The sequence below is a fragment of the Escherichia fergusonii ATCC 35469 genome, from assembly GCF_000026225.1.
GTDB lineage: Bacteria > Pseudomonadota > Gammaproteobacteria > Enterobacterales > Enterobacteriaceae > Escherichia > Escherichia fergusonii.
Window position 1 is genome coordinate 2,787,701 of record NC_011740.1, and the last position, 23,035, is coordinate 2,810,735.

The window sequence follows — 23,035 nt, forward strand, 5'->3', positions numbered from 1 at the left end:
TAATTGTTGAATAATAGGTTTTTTTAACTAGGTGATAACATGGCAGCGGTTGAATTTCAATTGTCTAGGAAGATGATTGATTGGATAGCAAATTCTCAAGGAGTTTCTATCGAAACTCTTGCTGACCAAGTCATGCCCAAAAAGATTAATAAATTTCTTAACGGAGTGGTAAGTAAATCCGCAGCAGAAAAACTGGCAAAAATTGGAGGAATCCCTTTCGGTTTTTTATTTCTTGAAACGCCACCAACTCCAGCCAAACCCAAGATCCCTGACTTAAGGCAAGCTATAAATAGCCGTGAGTTAGGAAAAGATTTTTTTGATGTTTACTATGATATAGAATATAAACTTGAGTGGTACAAAGACTATTTAAGAGAAAATGGTAATGATGATCCACTCGATTTTATTGGTAAATTTAAATTTAATAGAAAATTAAATTATAAGGTTGTTGCTACAGACATAGCAAACACAATACATTTTGATATACAAAAAGAGATAAAAAATGTCACTTTTGAGAGCTATTTTTCTAAAGTGGCAAAACTAATAGAAGACACTGGCGTATTAGTTTTCAAGAATGGTGTTGTGGGTAATAATAATAAAAGAAAACTTGACACGCGAGAGTTTCGTGGTTTCTGTATATCTGATAGCGTTGCTCCGATCATTTTTGTAAATAGCTCGGACGCGTTATCTGCGCAGGTATTTACATTATTTCATGAGGTGGCTCATCTTTGGCTTGGAGTCGATGGAGTCTCTGGGTGGGACACAGAAAAAAACATAGAATCTTTTTGTAATAAAGTTGCTGCTGAAATCTTAATGCCTGATAATCTCTTCAAATCTTTCTGGCTTAATGCATCCAGCGATAATAATTATTATCGAGTAAAAGAGGTTTCTAAGTTATTTAAGGTTAGTGATTTCGCTTGTGCAATCAAAGCGTTACAATTAGATTTGATAGAAAGAAACACTTTGGAGATAATTAAAGATCAAGCTTACAATAAGCCCAAAAAAGAATCCAATGGTGGTTCTTTCTTTAACACATTACCTGTTCGTAACAGTCCAAAACTTACGAATATAATAATTTCCAAAGCAATGTCTCAACAATTACCATTAAGGGAAGCAGGCGTACTGCTAAATGTAAAAGCAGATACAGTTGTTGAATTTTATAAAAAACGAGAATCTCTATGATTCATAATGGAAAATTCTTAATTGATAGTAATGTCTTCATAGAGGCAAAAAACTTTGCATATAACTTCAATTATTGCAAAATATTTTGGGATTTTCTTCTCGCTTTACACATTAAAGGTCTGATTTATAGCATTAATGCTGTAAAAAAAGAACTATGTGCAAAAGATGATCCATTGTGTAAATGGATTAAAGAAGAGTTACCATCATCATTCTTCGAAGATGAGCATAGTTCAATAGAAAATTATGCAAAGTTAATAAATTGGTCAACTAAATTAGATGTTACCGAAAAGGCAAAGTTTGATTTTGCAAGCCATGAAAAAGCAGATGCTTTTTTAATAGCCCATGCGATGACACATGGATATACTATTATTACCCATGAGAAACCATCCGGTGGCAAACCTAAAAAAAGAATAATGATCCCGGATGCTGCTGCTTCTCACGGCGTTAAGACATTAACACTATATGAATTTCTTCCAAGATACGCTAGTCATAATTTTTCTTTGAAATAAAACGTCCCGGCCACCGTGCCGGGTTTTCTTTTGCCTCCCCTCATCACACACACCATTCAAAAAACCACCACAACCCCGCTTCAGTTATCGCTATGCGATGCAAGTCACAAAATTAATTCTTTTTGCTATCAAATATTTAATATCAAAACACATCTAGCAATAGCAATAAGTATTGATATCATCAATAGCAATAGCTATTATCACCATGTCGCAACAACACAACGATACGGCAATCACCTGATTCACCGTTGCGATGACCGCTTAGATCCGCAGCTTGAATTTCAGCAGGCTCCGGGGAGTGCGAGGGGTGAAGCGGACGCGTGAACGTCGGTGTGACCAGCTGAAATCAACTCAACACTTCATACCTCAGTCGCTTCAACGAGGCGGCTTAGTTATGACAACCGGCGGCCATCCACCGCCTGAATACGCGCAGAAGTCTTTATATGTTCAGCAGCCCAGCTTACGGGCAGGAGTTTTTATGGTTCATCAACATTACGGAACGCAGACCGTTAATCGCGGTGCGGTCATGCCAGGAATGCTGGTCAAACACAAAGATGGTACCTGGACTGCATCAGCTAATTTACGCGGACGGCTTTATCTGCATCGCGGCATCGAGCGCACTTATACCCGTGATTTGCTCGTGGAAGTTTTTCTCGACGGACGCGGTAACGGCCTCAATCACTAATCCCCTTTCCTGTTTTCCTAATCAGCCTGGCATTTCGCGGGCGATATTTTCACAGCCATTTTCAGGAGTTCAGCCATGAACGCTTATTACATTCAGGATCGTCTTGAGGCTCAGAGCTGGGCGCGTCACTACCAGCAGATCGCCCGTGAAGAGAAAGAGGCAGAACTGGCAGACGACATGGAAAAAGGCCTGCCCCAGCACCTGTTTGAATCGCTATGCATCGATCATTTGCAACGCCACGGGGCCAGCAAAAAAGCCATTACCCGTGCATTTGATGACGATGTTGAGTTTCAGGAGCGCATGGCAGAACACATCCGGTACATGGTTGAAACCATTGCTCACCACCAGGTTGATATTGATTCAGAGGTATAAAACGGATGAGTACAGCACTCGCAACGCTGGCTGGGAAGCTGGCTGAACGTGTCGGCATGGATTCTGTCGACCCACAGGAACTGATCACCACTCTTCGCCAGACGGCATTTAAAGGTGATGCCAGCGATGCGCAGTTCATCGCATTGTTGATCGTCGCCAACCAGTACGGCCTTAATCCGTGGACGAAAGAAATTTACGCCTTCCCTGACAAGCAGAACGGCATCGTTCCGGTGGTGGGCGTTGATGGCTGGTCCCGTATCATCAATGAAAACCAGCAGTTTGATGGCATGGACTTTGAGCAGGACAATGAATCATGTACATGCCGGATTTACCGCAAGGACCGTAATCATCCGATCTGCGTTACCGAGTGGATGGATGAATGCCGCCGCGAACCATTCAAAACCCGCGAAGGCAGAGAAATCACGGGGCCGTGGCAGTCGCATCCCAAACGGATGTTACGGCATAAAGCCATGATTCAGTGTGCCCGTCTCGCCTTCGGATTTGCTGGTATCTATGACAAGGATGAAGCCGAGCGCATTGTCGAAAATACCGCATACACTGCAGAACGTCAGCCGGAACGCGACATCACTCCGGTTAACGATGAAACCATGCAGGAGATTAACACTCTGCTGATCGCCCTGGATAAAACATGGGATGACGACTTATTGCCGCTCTGTTCCCAGATATTTCGCCGCGACATTCGCGCATCGTCAGAACTGACACAGGCCGAAGCAGTGAAAGCTCTTGGATTCCTGAAACAGAAAGCCACTGAGCAGAAGGTGGCAGCATGACACCGGACATTATCCTGCAGCGTACCGGGATCGACGTGAGAGCTGTCGAACAGGGGGATGATGCATGGCACAAATTACGGCTCGGCGTCATCACAGCTTCAGAAGTTCATAACGTAATAGCAAAACCCCGATCCGGAAAGAAATGGCCTGATATGAAAATGTCCTACTTCCACACCCTGCTTGCCGAGGTTTGCACCGGTGTGGCTCCGGAAGTTAACGCTAAAGCACTGGCCTGGGGAAAACAGTACGAGAACGACGCCAGAGCCCTGTTTGAGTTCACTTCCGGCGTGAATGTTACTGAATCCCCGATCATCTATCGAGACGAGACTATGCGTACCGCCTGCTCTCCCGATGGTTTATGCAGTGACGGCAATGGTCTTGAGCTGAAATGCCCGTTTACCTCCCGGGATTTCATGAAGTTCCGGCTCGGTGGTTTCGAGGCCATAAAGTCGGCTTATATGGCCCAGGTGCAGTACAGCATGTGGGTAACGCGAAAAAATGCCTGGTACTTTGCCAACTATGACCCGCGTATGAAGCGTGAAGGCCTGCATTATGTCGTGGTTGAGCGGGATGAAAAGTACATGGCGAGTTTTGACGAAATGGTGCCGGAATTCATCGAAAAAATGGACGAGGCACTGGCTGAAATTGGTTTTGTATTTGGGGAGCAATGGCGATGAAGCATCCTCACGATAATATCCGGGTAGGCGCGATCACTTTCGTCTACTCCGTTACAAAGCGAGGCTGGGTATTTCCCGGCCTTTCTGTTATCAGAAATCCACTGAAAGCACAGCGGCTGGCTGAGGAGATAAATAATAAACGGGGGCTGTATGACTGATTTCACCGGAAGCAATACTCCTGCCGAACATCGCGACAGCTGGCGCACACCACCAGAGATTTTTGCTGCGCTGAATGCAGAGTTCGATTTTCAACTTGATGCTGCAGCCAACGAAAAAAACCGACTATGTCGGCTTTTTATCTCACAGGAGCAGAACACATTAACCACTTCATGGCCTGAAGCAATGGGATATGCCTCTGGTTATGTCTGGTTGAATCCACCATACAGCAATATTTCCCCTTTTGTGAAAAAGGCAGCCACTGAAAACAAATTCAGTAGTGTGGGATGTGTAATGTTATTGCCTGCTGACACATCTGTCGGATGGTTTCATGAAGCGATACAAACCGCCAGTGAGGTCAGATTCATCACGGCAGGACGACTGGCATTTATTAACCCACTCACCGGGAAACCCGTCAGTGGAAATAATAAAGGCTCGATGCTCATTATCTGGCACCCATACCCCCGTACACACTGCCACTTTACGACCGTTGATCGTGGCGAGTTGATGGCGTTCGGCTCAAGGATTCTTGCCCGTCGGGAGGCTGCATGACAACCACGGAATGCATTTTTCTGGCAGCGGGCTTCATATTCTGCGTGCTTATGCTTGCCGACATGGGGCTTGTTCAATGACACCTCAGCAGGAAAACACCCTTCGCAGCATTGCCCGTCAGGCTAATTCTGAAATCAAAAAAGCCAGACAGCAGTGTCCGGATAAAAACGTCGATGACATTTGCCGTAGCGTACTGAAGAAGCACCGCGAAACAGTAACGATGATGGGATTCACACCGACTCATTTAAGCCTGGCGATCGGCATGTTAAACGGCGTCTTTAAGGAACGGTGAGCATGAAAAACAAAATCATCATGGAGCTACAGGCTCCTTTTTTATTATTCGCATTCACCCTCAAGCGTATTAACCAACAATTCAGGGATTAATGAAAGATGGCAGACATCATTGATTCAGCATCAGAAATTGAAGAATTACAGCGCAACACAGCAATAAAAATGCGCCGCCTGAACCACCAGGCTATATCTGCCACTCATTGTTGTGAGTGTGGCGATCCGATAGATGAACGAAGACGCCTGGCCGTTCAGGGTTGTCGGACTTGTGCAAGTTGCCAGGAGGAGATCGAACTTAAGAACAAACAATGGGGACTGTGATGGCCTCAAAGCAGCAAATTTCAACATCGTCCAATTGAGGTGTAAAAATGTTCAGAATCATTTTTCCTAACACCTGGTACGTCGATCACCACGGCACTCCCTGCAAAATCCTGCGTTCTACCCACAACAAAGTTCACTACATCCGAAAAGGCAGAACATGTATCGCCAGCATGTTCCGATTTAATCATGACTTTGAACCTGTGAATAAAGCTGATGCAGATCGGATAGCAGAAGAGATCGAAACGGCAGAACACATTAAGAAGTTACGTGACATGCGTTCAAAAAGCAGAGGTAACCATGGAATCATACAGCCTCACACTCGATGAGGCCTGCCAGCTTCTCAAGATATCCAGACCTACAGCAATCATGTCAATCCAATAAATGGAGACTCCAAGTGGAAGAAGAAATCTTCACTCGTGAAGAGGCTGCGTCGTATCTGAAGGTAGACAAAGGCACTATCACGCAGTGGATACGAAGTGGACGACTTCAAGCCGCAAAGATAAATCCAGATAAACCTAAAAGCCCATATCGCATTTGCAAGTCAGACTGCATTGCGGCGCTTAAGTCTGTGAGACACAATAGCGCGGTGAATGCGGTTGATGTGCAGGAGGTTAAAGCATGTCAATCAAACTGCGCGGTGGCACATGGCACTGCGATTTCGTCGCGCCAGATGGATCAAGAGTTAGACGCTCTCTTGAAACATCGGACAAAAGGCAAGCGCAAGAACTTCACGATCGTCTGAAAGCAGAAGCGTGGAGAGTAAAAAATCTCGGGGAATCACCGAAAAAGCTATTCAAGGAAGCCTGCATACGGTGGCTGCGTGAGAAATCGGATAAGAAGTCCATTGATGATGACAAGAGCATTATATCGTTCTGGATGTTGCACTTCAGAGAAACCATTCTCTCTGACATAACAACAGAAAAAATAATGGAGGCGGTAGACGGGATGGAAAACCGCCGCCATCGCCTGAACTGGGAGATGAGCCGGGACAGGTGTTTGCGGCTTGGCAAGCCAGTGCCGGAGTATAAACCAAAGCTGGCAAGCAAAGGAACGAAGACGCGGCATCTGGCAATACTTCGCGCTATTCTCAATATGGCTGTTGAATGGGGATGGCTTGACAGGGCGCCCAAAATATCAACACCACGCGTTAAGAATGGACGAATCAGATGGCTTACAGAGGAGGAATCGAAGCGCCTGTTTGCAGAAATTGCTCCTCATTTCTTCCCTGTGGTCATGTTTGCAATCACGACAGGCCTTCGTCGTTCCAACGTTACAGACCTTGAGTGGTCACAGGTCGATCTGGATAAGAAAATGGCATGGATGCACCCTGATGAAACAAAAGCTGGCAATGCGATCGGAGTTCCTCTTAACGAAACCGCATGCCAGATATTAAGAAAACAGCAGGGGCTCCATAAGAGATGGGTATTTGTCCACACCAAACCTGCCTACCGAAGCGACGGAACAAAAACAGCAGCGGTAAGGAAGATGAGAACCGACAGCAACAAGGCATGGAAGGGAGCGTTAAAGCGGGCAGGCATTAGCAACTTCCGCTTCCATGACCTGAGGCATACCTGGGCAAGCTGGCTGGTTCAGTCCGGTGTCTCTCTTCTTGCACTTAAAGAGATGGGAGGATGGGAAACTCTCGAAATGGTTCAAAGATACGCCCACCTTTCAGCTGGGCATCTCACCGAGCACGCGAGCAAAATCGATGCGATTATAAGTCGCAATGGCACAAATACGGCACAGGAGGAGAACGTAGTTTACTTAAATGCGAGGTAACTTATTGATTTAGATGGTGCCGATAATAGGAGTCGAACCTACGACCTTCGCATTACGAATGCGCTGCTCTACCAACTGAGCTATATCGGCCCTGAAAGGACATGTTCACGAGCGTGAATCACGGTGGACAAGGTTAAAACTAACCGGGCGATGCGTCAATGGCCTTGTGAATCAAATGGCTACTTTTGCATCACCCGGTTTTATTTATGCACGAATGGTGTAATCACCAATGCCGATCCACTTGTAGGTGGTCAGAGCTTCCAGGCCCATCGGGCCACGCGCGTGAAGTTTTTGTGTGCTTACCGCCACTTCCGCACCCAGTCCAAACTGGCCGCCGTCGGTAAAACGCGTAGAGGCGTTAACGTAAACAGCGGACGAATCCACTTCGTTAACAAAACGCTGGGCGTTGCGCATATCGCGGGTCAGGATCGCATCGGAGTGTTGTGTGCCGTGTTCACGAATATGGGCGATGGCATCGTCAAGATCGCTGACGATTTTGACGTTCAAATCTAATGACAGAAACTCATCGTCATACTCTTCCGCTTTAACAGCCACCACCTTCGCGGGGCCTGTCTGCAACTGCGCCAGTGCACCTGCATCAGCGTGTAACGTCACGCCACTTTCCGCCATTTGCTTGCTTAATGCGGGCAGGAAGCTATCTGCGATGTTTTTATTTACCAGCAACGTTTCTACCGTATTACACGTGCTCGGGCGCTGAGTTTTCGCGTTGACAATCACTTTCAATGCTTCAGCGATCTCTGCACTTTCATCAACGTAAATATGGCATACGCCTATACCACCTGTGATTACCGGAATCGTCGACTGCTCGCGGCACAGTTTATGCAACCCAGCCCCGCCGCGTGGGATCAGCATGTCGATGTATTTATCCATACGCAGCAGTTCACTGACCAGCGCACGGTCAGGATTATCAATCGCCTGCACGGCACCCGCCGGTAAACCGCAGGAATTCAGAGCATCCTGAATCACCGCCACCGTTGCAGCGTTAGTGCGACAGGTTTCTTTGCCGCCGCGCAGGATCACTGCATTACCGGTTTTCAGGCACAGTGAAGCAACATCAACCGTCACGTTCGGGCGCGCTTCATAAATTACACCAATCACCCCCAGCGGTACGCGACGGCGTTCCAGACGCAGGCCGCTGTCCAGCACCCCGCCATCAATTACCTGCCCCACCGGATCAGCGAGGTTACACACCTGGCGCACATCATCGGCAATGCCTTTCAGCCGCGCGGGCGTCAACGCCAGACGATCAAGCATCGCGTCACTAAGACCATTGGCACGCGCGTCAGCAACATCCTGGGCGTTAGCATTGAGGATGCTTTCGCTTTGTGCTTCCAGTTCATCGGCGATTTTTTCCAGCACGCGATTTTTTTCGCGGCTGGAGAGTTGCGCTAATTTATACGAGGCTTGCTTTGCGGCAATGCCCATTTGTTCCAGCATCGGCCAGCTCCTTAACGGGTAATCATGTCATCACGGTGAACGGCAACCGAGCCGTATTCATATCCCAGTATTGCATCAATTTCTTGCGAGTGGTGTCCGGCAATACGGCGTAATGCATCGCTGTTGTAACGACTGACGCCGTGGGCGATATCGCGACCTTCGAGGTTGCAAATGCGGATGACTTCACCACGCGAGAAATTGCCAGTCACGCTTTTGATGCCTTTCGGCAACAGGGAGCTGCCGCGTTCAAGAATGGCGGCGGTTGCCCCTTCATCTACCGTGATTTCACCCGCAGGCGGCGCACCGAAAATCCAACGTTTGCGGTTTTCAAGCGGAGTCGCCTGGGCATGGAACAGCGTACCGACGGAAATACCTTCCATCACATCACCAATGACACCCGGCTTACTGCCCGCGGCAATAATGGTGTCGATACCCGCACGGCAAGCCACGTCAGCGGCCTGCAATTTGGTGCTCATGCCGCCGGTTCCAAGACCTGAAACGCTGTCACCGGCAATCGCGCGCAGAGCGTCATCAATGCCGTACACATCTTTAATCAGTTCTGCCTGCGGATTGCTACGCGGATCAGCGGTATACAAACCTTTTTGATCGGTCAGCAACAACAGTTTATCAGCACCTGCCAGAATCGCCGCCAGCGCCGAAAGGTTATCGTTATCGCCGACTTTAATCTCTGCAGTAGCGACAGCATCGTTCTCATTGATTACCGGAACGATGTTGTTATCGAGCAGTGCACGCAAGGTGTCGCGGGCGTTCAGGAAGCGTTCACGGTCCTCCATATCAGCACGAGTTAGCAGCATCTGCCCGACGTGAATGCCATAAATCGAAAACAGCTGTTCCCACAGTTGAATCAGTCGACTCTGCCCTACCGCCGCCAGAAGTTGTTTCGAGGCGATAGTCGCTGGCAGTTCCGGATAACCCAGGTGCTCACGTCCGGCGGCAATCGCACCCGACGTCACAATTACAATCCGATGCCCGGCGGCATGTAGCTGCGCGCACTGGCGAACAAGTTCAACGATATGGGCACGGTTCAGGCGGCGCGATCCGCCTGTTAGCACACTGGTGCCGAGTTTTACCACCAGCGTCTGGCTGTCACTCATGATTCTCTGCCATTCAATTTTAGGGAAAATGATATCAAACGAACGTTTTAGCAGGACTGTCGCCGGTTGCCAACCATCTGCGAGCAAAGCATGGCGTTTTGTTGCGCGGGATCAGCAAGCGTAGCGGCAGTTGTTTACGCTTTTATTACAGATTTAATAAATTACCACATTTTAAGAATATCATTAATCTGTAATATATCTTTAACAATCTCAGGTTAAAAACTTTCCTGTTTTCAACGGGGCTCTCCCGCTGAATATTCGCGCGTTAATTAAAATCAGGAATGAAAATGAAAAAGAGCGCTCTGGCATTAGTGGTGATGGGCATTGTGGCATCGGCATCCGTACAGGCCGCAGAAATATATAACAAAGACGGTAATAAACTGGATATCTATGGCAAAGTTAAAGCCATGCATTATATGAGTGATAATGACAGTAAAGATGGCGACCAGAGTTATATCCGTTTTGGTTTTAAAGGCGAAACACAAATTAACGATCAACTGACCGGTTATGGTCGCTGGGAAGCAGAGTTTGCCGGAAATAAAGCAGAGAGTGATACTGCTCAGCAAAAAACGCGTCTTGCCTTTGCCGGGTTGAAATATAAAGATTTGGGTTCTTTCGACTATGGTCGTAACCTGGGGGCGCTGTATGACGTGGAAGCATGGACCGATATGTTCCCGGAATTCGGCGGCGATTCCTCCGCGCAGACCGACAACTTTATGACCAAACGCGCCAGCGGTCTGGCAACGTATCGGAACACCGACTTCTTCGGCGTTATCGATGGTCTGAACTTAACCCTGCAATATCAAGGAAAAAACGAAAACCGCGACGTTAAAAAGCAAAACGGTGATGGCTTCGGCACGTCATTGACATATGACTTTGGCGGCAGCGATTTTGCCATTAGTGGGGCCTATACCAACTCCGATCGCACCAACGAGCAGAACCTGCAAAGTCGTGGCACGGGCAAGCGTGCTGAAGCATGGGCAACAGGTCTGAAATACGATGCCAATAATATTTACCTGGCAACTTTTTATTCTGAAACACGCAAAATGACGCCAATCTCTGGCGGTTTTGCCAATAAGACGCAGAACTTTGAAGCAGTCGCTCAATACCAATTCGACTTTGGCCTGCGTCCATCGCTGGGTTATGTCTTATCGAAAGGGAAAGATATTGAGGGCATCGGTGATGAGGATCTGGTTAATTATATCGATGTCGGTGCTACATATTATTTCAACAAAAATATGTCAGCGTTTGTTGATTATAAAATCAACCAACTGGACAGCGATAACAAATTAAATATTAATAATGATGATATTGTCGCGGTTGGGATGACCTATCAGTTTTAATGGAGATTGCCGGATGCGGCGCATCCGGCACTTTTCACTCACGCGGTTAACTTCACCGGTTCATCACGAAAATCATCCGCCGGTTCCAGCTTCAGATTCAGCGTCGACAACAGTTCACGCAGCTTCTCGTGAAACTCACGCAGGGTATGTTCCAGTCGCTCAACCACTTCGGCATCTTTTACCGGAACACTCTTCCAGTCGCCTGCTTTATCGAACAGACCAAACTGGTAGCTGTAAGTAAAACGGGATTCCTGCGCTTCAAGCTCCATCCACCAACCCCAGAACTCACGCACTTCCGGCGCTGGTTTCACGTTGACGCATACAGCCAGACAATCGAAAAAGAATCGATTATCTTCGCACTTACCTTCACGAATATAGGGGCCTAGTGCGGTAAATTTTTTGATCAATCTGCTCTTCGGGTGTCCACTCGGTAACGTCATTGCGATCTCCTGTTGTGATGCACCTGTTTTACCAAACTGGTAAAATTTAGCAAATTTTTAACACAATCGTTTTTCGATCCAGCTCGTGATTTCCTGAAGACCTTTGTCAAAATTCCGATACACCGGATTAAATGGAATCTCTAACAATTTACCATCAGCAGATGATGAGGTGATTAAGCGTGAGTCCTCTTCCGGGCTGAACGGATCGTTCTTCCAGTAGCCTGATAACATTGGCGTTGGGCAGCGACGGCCCAGCAATCCTTGCACTTTTAATGAATAACGATTCAGTTCCACACGCAACGCTTCATCGGAAGCATCATGCATCCCCAAACGACTCGCCAGAACGTCAAGATACATTTCCGGCACCTGTTGCTGGCACTTAAAATCACTCAACAGGGTATGAACTACCGGACCAAGACAGGCAACCGCTTTCAGACGCGGCGATTCAAGATATGCCAGACGCACAGCAACGTTAGCGCCAAAACGGAAACCAAAGGCCGCGACACGGGTGTGATCCACCCACGGGACGTTAGGCAGCGCCTTTAAGACGTGCTGATGCAACAGGCTGGAGTCCTGGGTGAGCTTCCTTTTTGAAGAAAAGCCCACCGACGGCATATCAATAGTCAGCATCGCAATGCCGCGCGGGGCAAAATAACGTTCATACAGACTGTAATAATCCGTCTGCATCGCATCCAGACCACCACACATTAATACCGTCGGGAACGGGCCATCGCCTTTCGGCATATGCAAAAAACCGGTGATGGGCGCACCGCCTGGTACGGTAAACTCCATCTGCCGCATCGTGCCCGGCAGACGTTGGGCGGCCTCTTCATAGGCACGGTTTGACAAAGCCTGCGCTTGCTCGGCCAGGTCATCCCCTTTCAGATGAGGATAGGCGGCAATGTTGTACAACGTGGCCGCATGCAGCCAGTGACGACCACTGAGTTGTGGATCTTCTTCCGCACAAGCTTTTTGTTGCCACACCATCGCCTGGGTGGCCCATTCATAAATCCAGTTGCCGCCACGATAGCCAATCACCGTATCGTATAAATCATTGTCGGTACGCTCGGCAGCACTCATCACAATTCGCGACTGGACTTCGAGAATTTCACGCGGATCAACACCACGCCAGATCCACATCAGGCGGTTGATCATGCGATACCAGTGGGGAATGGTTTTACCATCAAGAGCCGACTGCACAGGCGGTTGTGCGCCGTGATTAAAGCGGCGGACTAGCGTCGAGGTTTCAGGGTGTTTAAAGCGGGGTTTGAACAGGGTTTCGCTCAGGTTTGCCTGTGTCATAGATGCAGCCTCCAGGAATGCTTACTGGAAGCTATTGTAACCTGCCGTGAGTTAAAAAGAACAACGCCCGGCAGTGCCAGGCGTTGAAAAGATTAGCGGCCTGAGATAGGCGGAACGAATACGACGCCCATATCCCACGGCTGTTCGATCCAGGTATTCTGCGGGATATCAATAACATAATCATCAACCAGCGGACGACCAGCAGGTTTTGCGAAGATAGTCACAAAATGTGCTTTTGGATACATTTCGCGGATTGCCACTGCAGTACCACCGGTATCAACCAGGTCATCAATAATGATGAAGCCTTCGCCATCGCCTTCTGCGCGCTTCAGCACTTTAAGCTCACGCTGGTTGTCGTGATCGTAGCTGGAAATACAAACGGTATCGACATGACGAATACCCAGTTCACGCGCCAGTAACGCACCCGGTACCAGACCGCCACGGCTTACGGCAATAATGCCTTTCCATTGTTCAGAAGGCATCAGTCGGCTTGCGAGTTTACGTGCATGGATCTGCAACATGTCCCAGGTGACGATGTATTTTTCGCTCATGTGAAGTGTCCCAGCCTGTTTATCTACGGCTTAAAAAGTGTTCGAGGGGAAAATAGGTTGCGCGAGATTATAGAGATCTGACGCACTAAAAACCAGTATTTCACATGAGTCCGCGTCTTTTTACGCACAGCCTCTCCCTGACGCGGGATAAAGTGGTATTCTCAAACATATCTCGCAAGACTGTCTTGTGTTGACAACATTTTCTGCTAACCCTGTGACCTGCAATACTGTTTTGCGGGTGATCGACAAGGAGACTTAACGTGTCTGAACTGTCTCAATTATCTCCACAGCCGCTGTGGGATATTTTTGCCAAAATCTGTTCTATTCCTCACCCGTCCTATCATGAAGAGCAACTCGCTGAATACATTGTTGGTTGGGCAAAAGAGAAAGGTTTCCATGTCGAACGCGATCAGGTAGGTAATATCCTGATTCGTAAACCTGCTACCGCAGGTATGGAAAATCGTAAACCAGTCGTCTTGCAGGCCCACCTCGATATGGTGCCGCAGAAAAATAACGATACCGTGCACGATTTCACTAAAGATCCTATCCAGCCTTATATTGATGGCGAATGGGTTAAAGCGCGCGGTACCACGCTGGGCGCGGATAACGGCATTGGTATGGCCTCTGCACTGGCGGTTCTGGCTGACGAAAATGTGGTTCACGGTCCGCTGGAAGTGCTGCTGACCATGACCGAAGAAGCCGGTATGGACGGGGCGTTCGGCTTACAGAGCAACTGGTTGCAGGCTGACATTCTGATTAACACCGACTCCGAAGAAGAAGGTGAAATCTACATGGGTTGTGCTGGGGGTATCGACTTCACCTCCAACCTGCATTTAGATCGTGAAGCCGTTCCGGCTGGTTTTGAAACCTTCAAATTAACCTTAAAAGGTCTGAAAGGCGGTCACTCCGGCGGTGAAATCCACGTTGGCCTGGGTAACGCAAACAAACTGCTGGTGCGCTTCCTGGCGGGACATGCGGAAGAGCTGGACCTGCGCCTTATCGATTTCAACGGTGGCACACTGCGTAACGCCATCCCGCGTGAAGCCTTTGCGACGATTGCTGTCGCAGCTGATAAAGTCGACGCACTGAAATCTCTGGTGAATACCTATCAGGAGATCCTGAAAAACGAGCTGGCAGAGAAAGAGAAAAATCTGGCATTGCTGCTGGACTCTGTTGCGAACGATAAAGCTGCCCTGATTGCGAAATCTCGCGATACCTTTATTCGTCTGCTGAACGCCACCCCGAACGGTGTGATCCGCAACTCCGACGTGGCAAAAGGTGTGGTTGAAACCTCACTGAACGTCGGTGTCGTGACCATGACCGACAACAACGTAGAAATTCACTGCCTGATCCGTTCTCTGATCGACAGCGGTAAAGACTACGTGGTGAGCATGCTGGATTCGCTGGGTAAACTGGCAGGCGCGAAAACCGAAGCGAAAGGCGCATATCCTGGCTGGCAGCCGGACGCTAACTCTCCGGTGATGCATCTGGTACGCGAAACCTATCAGCGTCTGTTCAACAAGACGCCGAACATCCAGATTATCCACGCGGGTCTGGAATGTGGTCTGTTTAAAAAGCCGTATCCGGAAATGGACATGGTTTCTATCGGGCCAACCATTACCGGTCCACACTCTCCGGATGAGCAAGTTCACATCGAAAGCGTAGGCCATTACTGGACACTGCTGACTGAACTGCTGAAAGAAATTCCGGCGAAGTAATAACGATAACGTCCACGCCTGCGGGCGTGGACTACTGTTTGAAGCCAATGGCTATCTATATCGAAATAACAAAACATTATGAAACTCATGAAAAGGTCGCATATTTATATAGCTGCGACCATATTTCATGGGGAGAATTTCTGATCACCAAAGAAAGTTTTGCGCTGGAATCCGTGAAAGAACTTAAGGGTGAAAAGCAGAATTTTTATATGTTCAGAGCCTGGGGCAAAGTCAGGAAAACATACTTAGCCACGGGAGAATTTCCCCAGGAAACATGTTACGCCGCTTAAAGTCAGAATCATTTTTTCACGCGTTTTACATTTACCATTTTAGCATTACGCCTGCACCACATGGCAATGGCGGCAACCACTAATGCCAGTTCCAGTAAAAACGACCAGTGTAATAAAAAATTGAGCCACCACGGATGATGTACCGCCGTAATATGAAAGAGTGCAAAGGGTTGGTTAACGAAAGGCATCAACCACCAGATATCACCGACCAGCGTATCAAGCAACAAATGCACAATACCATTCAGGCAAAACACCACGCCCAGCCACGCCGGAAGTTTATTCTTCGCAATTGCGGCCCAGACTAATGTCGCCGCCAGCAGAGCAAACCATAATAATGGCCAATGAGACGGGTAAAGATGATGATGTCGTTGCCCGTTATCAACCAGATAGCACCAGAAAAGATCAAAATCGGGCGCAACGGCCCCAACTAAGCCAATAACCATCGCCCAGCGCGCATGACGAGCAATCAGTGGCAAGCGTTTCATTAAAGTACAAGTTATTAAATAACCAGCCGGAAGATGACCGATAAACATGACGAATCCTTTCGTTTTTCCCGCCGCTTTCATATAGAAAACGGCGGGAGACATTCCTCAATTACACAGCAACAAAAGCCATCCCGGTAAATATCCGTCGCGGATTGCCACGTTCAATTTGATGATGGAACATTCGCCGCTGCGATTTCAGCGCCGCACTATTTTCCTGTTGCTGTTGTTCCAGCTTCCAGGCAATCAGTAATCGCGCCAGTCGCTTGTTGGCATGTTGGCTGCGCTCTGACTGAACCTTCACGCTAATCCCGGATGCCAGATGCGTGGCGCGTACCGCCGAGTCGGTTTTATTGACATGTTGACCGCCCGGCCCCGACGAACGCAGCGTCTCATAACGGATTGCATCCGATTGTTCCTGCTCATCAGCGGTAAAACGCCCAATGCCCAGAAACCAGTTTTTGCGCCCATGATGAGGCCGATACGGGCTTGGGCAAATCCACTGAATAGTGCCGCACCAACTTTCGCTTAATGCCCATGCGTTATCGCCATCAAGTGAAACCAGCGCCGAACGCAGTGTGTCAGAGTAGCGACCCGTTTCTGTTTCCAGCACCGTTACCGCGACGTCTTGTCGGGCAGCTTCTTTAATCAGCCTGTCCAGTGCCTTTTTCACTGCGAGACAACATTCTTCCGGCCCCTGAGCTGAGGAGAGTTGTAGCAAGATCATCCTTTTTTCCCTCCACTGTTTTTGAGCGTCAGCACCGGACGCAGTCGCGCGACAGGAATAATTAAACCGGCCTGCACCAGACATTGCACCACACTTTCAGCCGATTTATAGGCTTGTGGCGCTTCTTCAAAGATGAGTTGTTTATCGCGACAAATTACCCGACTGCCAAGTTCAGTACGTGAGAGTTGCGTCGCCGTGTATTTCGCTGCCAGACGCCCTTTACACTCGGTGCGCCCCCATTTACGCCCTGCCCCATGCGCCAGCGAGTGGAGCGTTTTTTCGTTCGCAACAGGCTTAACCAGCCAGGAGTAATCACCGCGTGAACCGGGAATAATCACCAGACCGTTGTCATCCGGCGTAGCCCCTTTACGGTGTAACCATCCTTGTTGATCGCCGATTCGACATGCGCTAACAAAGTTATGCGCCACATCCAGAACCGAATTTCCGTTGGCCTTAACTTGTTGCATTATGCGCAAAGCGATCAGCTGGCGATTAATACGCGCAAACGCCAGCGCATCATCATGTTCCGCAATATAACTTAGCGCGTCGTCACTGCCTTCAGGCAAACCATGATGCGAAAACGAGGCAATATGCCGCTGTAAAATAGACTGCCCTAAACCACGCGAGCCGCTATGGACCAGCAGTTGCAGATGCTGCGCATCCAGACCTGACAGTGCAAACAGTTCAGCGTCGATAATTTGATCAACTTGTTGCAGTTCTGCGAAGTGGTTTCCGCCACCGATAGAGCCAAGCGCGCAGCGCCACGGATGCTGTGCAAACGCTGACGGCAGGTTTTCCTCCAGCCAGCTTTCTTCAGCAACGTCATCCAGCACAGATAATCGCTTTTCAAACTTATCGGCGTTGTATTTACGCGCGAGAATATCTGTTTGCCATAGCGCCATGCCGCAGCCGATATCATTGCCGACCAGTGCCGGGTAAAAACGGCCTACGGAGAAGAACGCTGCGCCAATCGGATAGCCGCGTCCGGGGTGTAAATCTGGCATCCCCACTACGCGCTGCATGTTGGGTAAATTTGCCGTGATGTGTAATTGTTGGATCGCTGAACTCTCGATCCACAGGTCATCAGATGCGATGGTAAATACCGCATCGGATAAGGGACGAATATATTTGCCCATGTATCATTCCATTTATACTCGTCATACTTCAAGTTGCATGTACTGCGACTGCGTTCGTTCACCCCAGTCACTTACTTTAGTAAGCTCCTGGGGATTCACTCGCTTGTCGCCTTCCTGCAACTCGAATTATTTAGAGTATATAAATATAAAAATCAGGAAATGGCAGACGAATCCAGGGCAAGAAAAAAAGAATTAATCCTGGAAAGGTCTGCAAAGAGTCATTGATAAAGGATTTTTCATGATTTACCTCCTTGCAGTTTGTGGAATAAGAAAACGCGCACATATTAGGCGGGCGTTATTTTCATTGCAAGCTGGATTTAGTGTTGCGGTTTATATCGCATATGAAAATTAGTAAACCACGCTCCCCGGCATTCAACGCGCTGCTGCTTAACTGTCTGAAAACCATAACGTTCAAAAAAGGGTTTTGCGGTTATGCTGGCGTCCACCGTAAGTTCGGATTCAGACTTAATCAAAGGTTTTAACAAAGCGCTGGCAACCCCACGGCGGGTATATTCAGGGTCAACAAATAACATATCGATATAATGTTCAATGCTGGAAATAAAACCAACCGGTTGTGCATTAATGACTGCAACCCGCACTTGTGATTTCGCGAGTTTCTCTTTCCATCGATGTTCATCAATCTGCGCCCAGGCGGCAATTTGTTGTGGTGAATAATGCTGACTGGCGGTCATCGTAACCGCTCTAATAAAAATAGCGCATAGTTGCTGAAAATCGCCAGGCTGATAGTCTCTTATTTGTATATTATTCATAATATAAATTCAAAAACGCATGCGAAACGCTTCTGCCATTTTCCCAATTTTATGCATTTGGTTGTTATCTCGAGCCAGTTTATGAGGTTCAGGTTTCAGAATGGCAATGAGCAACCATGCTTGCTCATCAAACGCGCCCTGACAATATACCAAATGCGCTTCGTCATTTGTTCTGCTGAATTGGCGCAACTGTGGCGGAAATGGATTATTCTCATTTGCCAGATGAATATGAGCAACTCGCTCAAATTTGATTAATGGCCAGGTAAACGAGTCGTCGTAGAGTGCATCGCGACCAAATATATCTGGCAAAACACCGTCACGCTTATAGGAAATAAAATCCGCCGTTAACGCATCAAGTTCCTTGGCTGTAAGTTGCAGGCGAATAAGTTTTGTTTTGAATACCCGCATCCTTATTCCTTAAAGTCATTGAAATCATCATCCGTCATATCATTAAGATATTGTTCAGCGCGGCGTGTAATTTCCTCTAATCTTGCGGCACTCGGACGGAAACGCGCCTTTATGGGCTTTTTCTCCTCTTGTTCTGCAAGCATGTCCATTAATGCTTCGAATGCGCTGGCACTTAAGAGATATCCTGCGGGGCGATTATTAGAAAGAACCGCAACCGGTTGATCAATAAAATATTTTGCTGGATTTTTACGTAACTCAGTGATATTGACCGATTTTTCAGCAAGAATTCGATGCATACAGTGATACCCTCATAATAATGCACGCCAGAATATACATAATAGTATACATCATAATCCCAACACCAGTTGTCTTTCCATTTGCGGATCCAGCAACGTCACATGCAGCCCCACCAGCCGCACACCGCGCCCGCCACGGCGTTCATCCCAGGTTTTACGCGCAGTGGCGATCAAGTCAGCTTTATTCAGCCGCGGCCAGACATGTTCCTGAGTGGTTTGCTGAAAATCGTCGAACTTTAATTTCACCCCCTGGCGGGCAATCAGCAAATCAGGTTTTACCTTTGCCAGACGGCGTTCAAGTTCCGGATACAACCGCTCGATGATCGCTTCACATTCAGACCAGTGATGAATATCTTCCGCCATCGTGCGTTCTACACCGACGGATTTTCGCAACCTTTCGCTGTTAACGTCGCGCTCGTCAATGCCCTGACTACGCTCCCACAAAATGCGGCCAAATTTGCCAAAGCGTTTAAGCAATGTCACCAGATCACACTTTTGTACATCGCCGCAGGTTCGTAGCCCCATCGCTTCCAGTTTTGCCGCCGAGACTTTGCCGACACCGGGAATTTTTGCCAGCGGTAAGGTTTGCAGAAATGCCGGAACTTCTGCCGGCGTAATCACAAACTGACCGTTGGGTTTATTCATGTCTGAGGCGATTTTGGCGAGAAACTTGACCGGCGCAACGCCCGCAGAGGCGGTAAGTTGCAGCTCGTTGAAAATCGTCTGACGGATTTCCTGAGCAATAAGGGTCGCAGAACCGTGGCAATGTACGCTGTCGGTGACGTCGAGATAAGCTTCATCCAGCGACAGCGGCTCAATACGCGATGTGTAGCGAGAGAAGATTTCGCGGATATGATTTGATGCTTCTTTGTAGGCGTCAAAGCGCCCTGGAAGCAAGGTGAGATGCGGACACAGCTTGAGCGCCATGCCGGTTGGCATTGCGCTACGCACGCCAAATTTACGCGCGGGATAATTGGCGGTGCTGATCACCCCCCGACGTTCGCGGCTGCCGCCAATAGCAATAGGGATATCGCGCAGGGCGGGATTGTCGCGCATCTCCACCGCGGCGAAAAAGCAGTCCATATCCACATGAATGATTTTACGCATTGCTCACCTCTCAACACTGGTAAAGTATACAGTGATTTCAGGGTTTGAGAAATGCGTAAAGATTCAGCATTTAACGCATTCGTTGCGAAAGCACCTGCTGCTTATCCAGCTTTTGCACCAGCGGCTGCACCACCTTATCCCCATGCTGACCAAAATATTGATACAACGTATCAGACGCGCTTTTGGTGAGCACCATAATCTCAATGCGCCGATTGCCCGCGCTTTGCGGATTTTTCGCGTCCAGCAGCATCTGGTCCGCCATTGCGCTCACCTGCATCACTTTATCTTCCGGCATTCCGGCGTCTTCCAGCACCCGACGAGCCGAAAGCGCGCGGTCACCCGAAAGGTTCCAGTTGTTGTAGATATTGCTTTTATAGGCCATCGCATCGGTATGCCCGGTAATAATAATTTTGTTGTCGAGCGAGTCGAACACTGGCGCGAGCTCCACCAGCAGCGTTTTAAAGAACGGCATAATCTTCGCGCTGCCGCGCTCAAACATATTGCGGTTCTGGTCGTCTTTAATTAGCACGCGCAATCCCTGCGGGACAATCTCCATCTCCAGATTCGCTTCCATATGCGCATCACGGGCGATGGTGTTGATACTGGTCGCCAGCTCGCCAAGCTCAGTGGCGGACTTCTTCTTCAGTAGCGCCGTTTTCTCGTTGACGTCGCGCGCTTTTTTCTCCGTCTCTTCCGGCACCGCCACGGTGGCAGGTTTCGGCGGATGCGTAGGGCTGATTTTATTTAACGGCGACAGCCCGCCGCCATTGAAAATCGACTGCCCGTGCAGCGCGGCGATAATGCTTTCACGCTCGGATTTACTGACGCTGTTCACTATCAACTTTATCGTCGTCACCAAAGGGGCCGAGCGTATTTCCGAGGTTTCTGCCCGCTTTACCCTGGACGCGATGCCCGGCAAGCAGATGGCGATTGACGCCGATCTTAACGCCGGGTTGATCAACCAGGCGCAGGCGCAAACCCGGCGTAAAGATGTTGCCAGCGAGGCCGATTTCTACGGTGCAATGGACGGGGCATCGAAGTTTGTGCGCGGGGATGCCATCGCCGGGATGATGATTCTGGCGATCAACCTGATCGGCGGCGTCTGTATCGGGATCTTCAAATACAACCTGAGCGCCGACGCCGCCTTCCAGCAGTATGTGCTGATGACCATCGGCGACGGGCTGGTGGCGCAGATCCCGTCCCTGCTGCTCTCCACCGCGGCGGCAATTATCGTCACCCGCGTCAGCGACAACGGCGATATCGCCCATGACGTGCGCCACCAGCTGCTGGCAAGCCCGTCGGTGCTCTACACCGCCACCGGGATCATGTTTGTGCTGGCGGTGGTGCCGGGGATGCCGCACCTGCCGTTTTTGCTGTTCAGCGCCCTGCTTGGCTTTACCGGCTGGCGGATGAGCAAACGCCCGCAGGCGGCGGAGGCGGAAGAGAAAAGCCTCGAAACGCTGACCCGCACCATCACCGAAACCAGCGAGCAACAGGTCAGTTGGGAAACCATTCCGCTGATCGAGCCCATCAGCTTAAGCCTCGGTTACAAGTTGGTGGCGCTGGTGGACAAAGCGCAGGGCAACCCGCTCACCCAGCGGATTCGCGGCGTGCGGCAGGTGATTTCCGACGGCAACGGCGTGCTGCTGCCGGAGATCCGCATTCGCGAAAACTTCCGCCTCAAGCCCAGCCAGTACGCCATTTTCATCAACGGCATTAAGGCTGATGAAGCTGATATTCCGGCGGATAAACTGATGGCCCTGCCCTCCAGTGAAACCTACGGTGAGATTGACGGCGTGCTGGGGAACGACCCGGCGTATGGGATGCCGGTCACCTGGATCCAGCCTACGCAGAAAGCGAAAGCGCTGAATATGGGGTATCAGGTGATCGACAGCGCCAGCGTAATTGCCACACATGTGAATAAGATTGTGCGCAGCTATATTCCTGATTTGTTTAACTATGACGATATTACTCAGCTGCATAACCGTTTGTCGTCGATGGCACCGCGCCTGTCGGAGGATTTGAGCGCGGCGCTGAATTACAGCCAGTTGCTGAAAGTGTACCGGGCGCTACTGACTGAAGGCGTTTCCCTGCGCGATATCGTCACCATCGCCACCGTGCTGGTCGCCAGTAGCACCGTCACCAAAGATCATATTCTGCTGGCGGCCGATGTGCGCCTGGCACTGCGGCGGAGCATTACCCATCCGTTCGTTCGCAAGCAGGAGCTGACGGTGTATACGCTGAATAATGAGCTGGAAAATCTGCTGACCAATGTGGTGAATCAGGCGCAACAGGCTGGCAAAGTGATGCTCGACAGCGTGCCGGTGGACCCGAATATGCTCAACCAGTTCCAGAACACGATGCCGCAGGTGAAAGAGCAGATGAAAGCGGCAGGGAAAGATCCGGTGCTGCTGGTGCCGCCGCAGTTGCGCCCGTTGCTGGCGCGTTATGCGAAGTTGTTTGCGCCGGGGTTGCATGTGCTGTCGTATAACGAAGTGCCGGACGAGCTGGAGTTGAAGATTATGGGGGCGTTGAGTTGATGGCTTTTAAGGGGCGCTGCACAACTGCCGGATGTGGCATAAA

29 protein-coding genes, 1 tRNA gene and 1 pseudogene are annotated in these 23,035 nt (G+C 49.2%); 17 read left to right on the forward strand and 14 right to left on the reverse strand.

The window, feature by feature from the left end; all coding sequences use genetic code 11:
- Window positions 1-39: 39 nt before the first annotated feature.
- The 13 genes from EFER_RS13720 to EFER_RS13780 all read left to right on the forward strand — a co-directional run bounded on the left by EFER_RS13720 (window position 40) and on the right by EFER_RS13780 (window position 7,309).
- Window positions 40-1,179, forward strand: coding sequence for an ImmA/IrrE family metallo-endopeptidase (locus EFER_RS13720; protein ID WP_000741702.1), 1,140 nt, complete (start codon window positions 40-42; stop codon window positions 1,177-1,179).
- The gene (locus tag EFER_RS13725; RefSeq protein ID WP_000581649.1) at window positions 1,176-1,688 is read left to right on the forward strand and encodes a DUF4411 family protein; all 513 of its coding nucleotides are present in this window, start codon (window positions 1,176-1,178) and stop codon (window positions 1,686-1,688) included. Before EFER_RS13720 ends, EFER_RS13725 begins: the two co-directional genes overlap by 4 nt.
- A gap of 478 nt (window positions 1,689-2,166) precedes the next feature.
- Window positions 2,167-2,373 carry a phage encoded cell division inhibitor protein gene (locus tag EFER_RS13730; protein ID WP_000233576.1) on the forward strand — a complete coding sequence of 69 codons (207 nt, stop codon included), beginning with the start codon at window positions 2,167-2,169 and terminating at the stop codon, window positions 2,371-2,373.
- Between the two features lie 75 nt (window positions 2,374-2,448).
- Window positions 2,449-2,745: a host-nuclease inhibitor Gam family protein gene (locus EFER_RS13735; RefSeq protein ID WP_000995439.1), complete on the forward strand. Its 297-nt coding sequence runs from the start codon at window positions 2,449-2,451 to the stop codon at window positions 2,743-2,745.
- A 5-nt stretch (window positions 2,746-2,750) separates the two neighbouring features.
- Window positions 2,751-3,536, forward strand: coding sequence for a phage recombination protein Bet (gene bet / locus EFER_RS13740; RefSeq protein WP_000100847.1), 786 nt, complete (start codon window positions 2,751-2,753; stop codon window positions 3,534-3,536).
- A complete protein-coding gene (locus EFER_RS13745; protein WP_000186796.1) occupies window positions 3,533-4,213 on the forward strand; it encodes a lambda exonuclease family protein in 681 nt (226 codons plus the stop codon). Before bet ends, EFER_RS13745 begins: the two co-directional genes overlap by 4 nt.
- Window positions 4,210-4,371, forward strand: coding sequence for a DUF1317 family protein (locus EFER_RS13750; protein WP_000682308.1), 162 nt, complete (start codon window positions 4,210-4,212; stop codon window positions 4,369-4,371). Before EFER_RS13745 ends, EFER_RS13750 begins: the two co-directional genes overlap by 4 nt.
- Window positions 4,364-4,921 carry a phage N-6-adenine-methyltransferase gene (locus tag EFER_RS13755; RefSeq protein ID WP_000129280.1) on the forward strand — a complete coding sequence of 186 codons (558 nt, stop codon included), beginning with the start codon at window positions 4,364-4,366 and terminating at the stop codon, window positions 4,919-4,921. The genes EFER_RS13750 and EFER_RS13755 overlap by 8 nt, the downstream gene beginning before the upstream one ends.
- A gap of 76 nt (window positions 4,922-4,997) precedes the next feature.
- A complete protein-coding gene (locus tag EFER_RS13765; RefSeq protein ID WP_000188885.1) occupies window positions 4,998-5,213 on the forward strand; it encodes a hypothetical protein in 216 nt (71 codons plus the stop codon).
- A 98-nt stretch (window positions 5,214-5,311) separates the two neighbouring features.
- Window positions 5,312-5,530, forward strand: a complete 219-nt coding sequence (locus EFER_RS13770) for a TraR/DksA family transcriptional regulator (protein ID WP_000763364.1) — start codon at window positions 5,312-5,314, stop codon at window positions 5,528-5,530.
- Between the two features lie 47 nt (window positions 5,531-5,577).
- A complete protein-coding gene (locus tag EFER_RS13775; RefSeq protein ID WP_000488407.1) occupies window positions 5,578-5,856 on the forward strand; it encodes a DUF4222 domain-containing protein in 279 nt (92 codons plus the stop codon).
- Window positions 5,853-6,272 carry a helix-turn-helix domain-containing protein gene (locus EFER_RS23120; protein WP_015953652.1) on the forward strand — a complete coding sequence of 140 codons (420 nt, stop codon included), beginning with the start codon at window positions 5,853-5,855 and terminating at the stop codon, window positions 6,270-6,272. The genes EFER_RS13775 and EFER_RS23120 overlap by 4 nt, the downstream gene beginning before the upstream one ends.
- The gene (locus EFER_RS13780; protein WP_223696218.1) at window positions 6,155-7,309 is read left to right on the forward strand and encodes a site-specific integrase; all 1,155 of its coding nucleotides are present in this window, start codon (window positions 6,155-6,157) and stop codon (window positions 7,307-7,309) included. Before EFER_RS23120 ends, EFER_RS13780 begins: the two co-directional genes overlap by 118 nt.
- 14 nt (window positions 7,310-7,323) lie before the next feature.
- Here the strand turns inward: EFER_RS13780 and EFER_RS13785 are convergent.
- The 3 genes from EFER_RS13785 to proB form a co-directional block, all read right to left on the reverse strand.
- Window positions 7,324-7,399: transfer RNA gene (locus EFER_RS13785), tRNA-Thr, on the reverse strand.
- Between the two features lie 114 nt (window positions 7,400-7,513).
- Entirely contained in the window at window positions 7,514-8,767 is a 1,254-nt protein-coding gene (gene proA / locus EFER_RS13790; RefSeq protein WP_000893302.1) for a glutamate-5-semialdehyde dehydrogenase, read from the reverse strand.
- Between the two features lie 11 nt (window positions 8,768-8,778).
- On the reverse strand, window positions 8,779-9,882 hold the full coding sequence (gene proB, locus EFER_RS13795) for a glutamate 5-kinase (protein WP_001285289.1): 1,104 nt from the start codon (window positions 9,880-9,882) through the stop codon (window positions 8,779-8,781).
- A gap of 287 nt (window positions 9,883-10,169) precedes the next feature.
- Here proB and phoE point away from each other — a divergent pair, with 287 nt between their 5' ends.
- Window positions 10,170-11,225: a phosphoporin PhoE gene (gene phoE / locus EFER_RS13800; protein ID WP_015953653.1), complete on the forward strand. Its 1,056-nt coding sequence runs from the start codon at window positions 10,170-10,172 to the stop codon at window positions 11,223-11,225.
- A 38-nt stretch (window positions 11,226-11,263) separates the two neighbouring features.
- Here the strand turns inward: phoE and crl are convergent, their stop codons facing one another.
- The 3 genes from crl to gpt form a co-directional block, all read right to left on the reverse strand.
- Window positions 11,264-11,665: a sigma factor-binding protein Crl gene (gene crl / locus EFER_RS13805; protein WP_000174676.1), complete on the reverse strand. Its 402-nt coding sequence runs from the start codon at window positions 11,663-11,665 to the stop codon at window positions 11,264-11,266.
- Window positions 11,666-11,722: 57 nt separating this feature from the next.
- Window positions 11,723-12,967, reverse strand: a complete 1,245-nt coding sequence (frsA, locus tag EFER_RS13810; protein WP_000189564.1) for an esterase FrsA — start codon at window positions 12,965-12,967, stop codon at window positions 11,723-11,725.
- Window positions 12,968-13,059: 92 nt separating this feature from the next.
- Entirely contained in the window at window positions 13,060-13,518 is a 459-nt protein-coding gene (gene gpt / locus EFER_RS13815) for a xanthine phosphoribosyltransferase (protein ID WP_001291987.1), read from the reverse strand.
- Between the two features lie 260 nt (window positions 13,519-13,778).
- On the opposite strand from gpt, the gene pepD reads away from it, so the two are divergent.
- Together pepD and EFER_RS13825 are read left to right on the forward strand one after the other, a co-directional pair.
- Window positions 13,779-15,236, forward strand: coding sequence for a cytosol nonspecific dipeptidase (pepD, locus tag EFER_RS13820; RefSeq protein WP_001293009.1), 1,458 nt, complete (start codon window positions 13,779-13,781; stop codon window positions 15,234-15,236).
- A gap of 47 nt (window positions 15,237-15,283) precedes the next feature.
- Window positions 15,284-15,526, forward strand: coding sequence for a hypothetical protein (locus tag EFER_RS13825; protein WP_001029361.1), 243 nt, complete (start codon window positions 15,284-15,286; stop codon window positions 15,524-15,526).
- 8 nt (window positions 15,527-15,534) lie between these two features.
- Here the strand turns inward: EFER_RS13825 and EFER_RS13830 are convergent, their stop codons facing one another.
- The 8 genes from EFER_RS13830 to lafU all read right to left on the reverse strand — a co-directional run bounded on the left by EFER_RS13830 (window position 15,535) and on the right by lafU (window position 21,308).
- Window positions 15,535-16,059, reverse strand: a complete 525-nt coding sequence (locus EFER_RS13830) for a metal-dependent hydrolase (protein WP_024256511.1) — start codon at window positions 16,057-16,059, stop codon at window positions 15,535-15,537.
- Window positions 16,060-16,120: 61 nt separating this feature from the next.
- Window positions 16,121-16,735 carry a peptide chain release factor H gene (prfH, locus tag EFER_RS13835; protein ID WP_000602110.1) on the reverse strand — a complete coding sequence of 205 codons (615 nt, stop codon included), beginning with the start codon at window positions 16,733-16,735 and terminating at the stop codon, window positions 16,121-16,123.
- Window positions 16,732-17,871: an RNA ligase RtcB family protein gene (locus EFER_RS13840; RefSeq protein ID WP_000521571.1), complete on the reverse strand. Its 1,140-nt coding sequence runs from the start codon at window positions 17,869-17,871 to the stop codon at window positions 16,732-16,734. The genes prfH and EFER_RS13840 overlap by 4 nt, the downstream gene beginning before the upstream one ends.
- A gap of 317 nt (window positions 17,872-18,188) precedes the next feature.
- On the reverse strand, window positions 18,189-18,641 hold the full coding sequence (locus EFER_RS13845; RefSeq protein ID WP_001059849.1) for a GNAT family N-acetyltransferase: 453 nt from the start codon (window positions 18,639-18,641) through the stop codon (window positions 18,189-18,191).
- 9 nt (window positions 18,642-18,650) lie between these two features.
- Entirely contained in the window at window positions 18,651-19,049 is a 399-nt protein-coding gene (yafO, locus tag EFER_RS13850) for a type II toxin-antitoxin system mRNA interferase toxin YafO (protein WP_001263502.1), read from the reverse strand.
- A 2-nt stretch (window positions 19,050-19,051) separates the two neighbouring features.
- The gene (gene yafN / locus EFER_RS13855) at window positions 19,052-19,345 is read right to left on the reverse strand and encodes a type I toxin-antitoxin system antitoxin YafN (protein WP_000554758.1); all 294 of its coding nucleotides are present in this window, start codon (window positions 19,343-19,345) and stop codon (window positions 19,052-19,054) included.
- Between the two features lie 51 nt (window positions 19,346-19,396).
- Window positions 19,397-20,452 (reverse strand): DNA polymerase IV, encoded by a 1,056-nt coding sequence (dinB, locus tag EFER_RS13860; RefSeq protein ID WP_001226166.1) that lies wholly within the window; start codon window positions 20,450-20,452, stop codon window positions 19,397-19,399.
- Between the two features lie 70 nt (window positions 20,453-20,522).
- A complete protein-coding gene (gene lafU / locus EFER_RS13865; RefSeq protein WP_000207582.1) occupies window positions 20,523-21,308 on the reverse strand; it encodes a putative lateral flagellar export/assembly protein LafU in 786 nt (261 codons plus the stop codon).
- Here lafU and EFER_RS13870 point away from each other — a divergent pair.
- Window positions 21,274-22,992: pseudogene (locus tag EFER_RS13870) on the forward strand (flagellar biosynthesis protein FlhA); the annotation flags it as partial. The gene lafU and the pseudogene EFER_RS13870 overlap by 35 nt on opposite strands.
- Window positions 22,993-23,035: the final 43 nt, after the last annotated feature.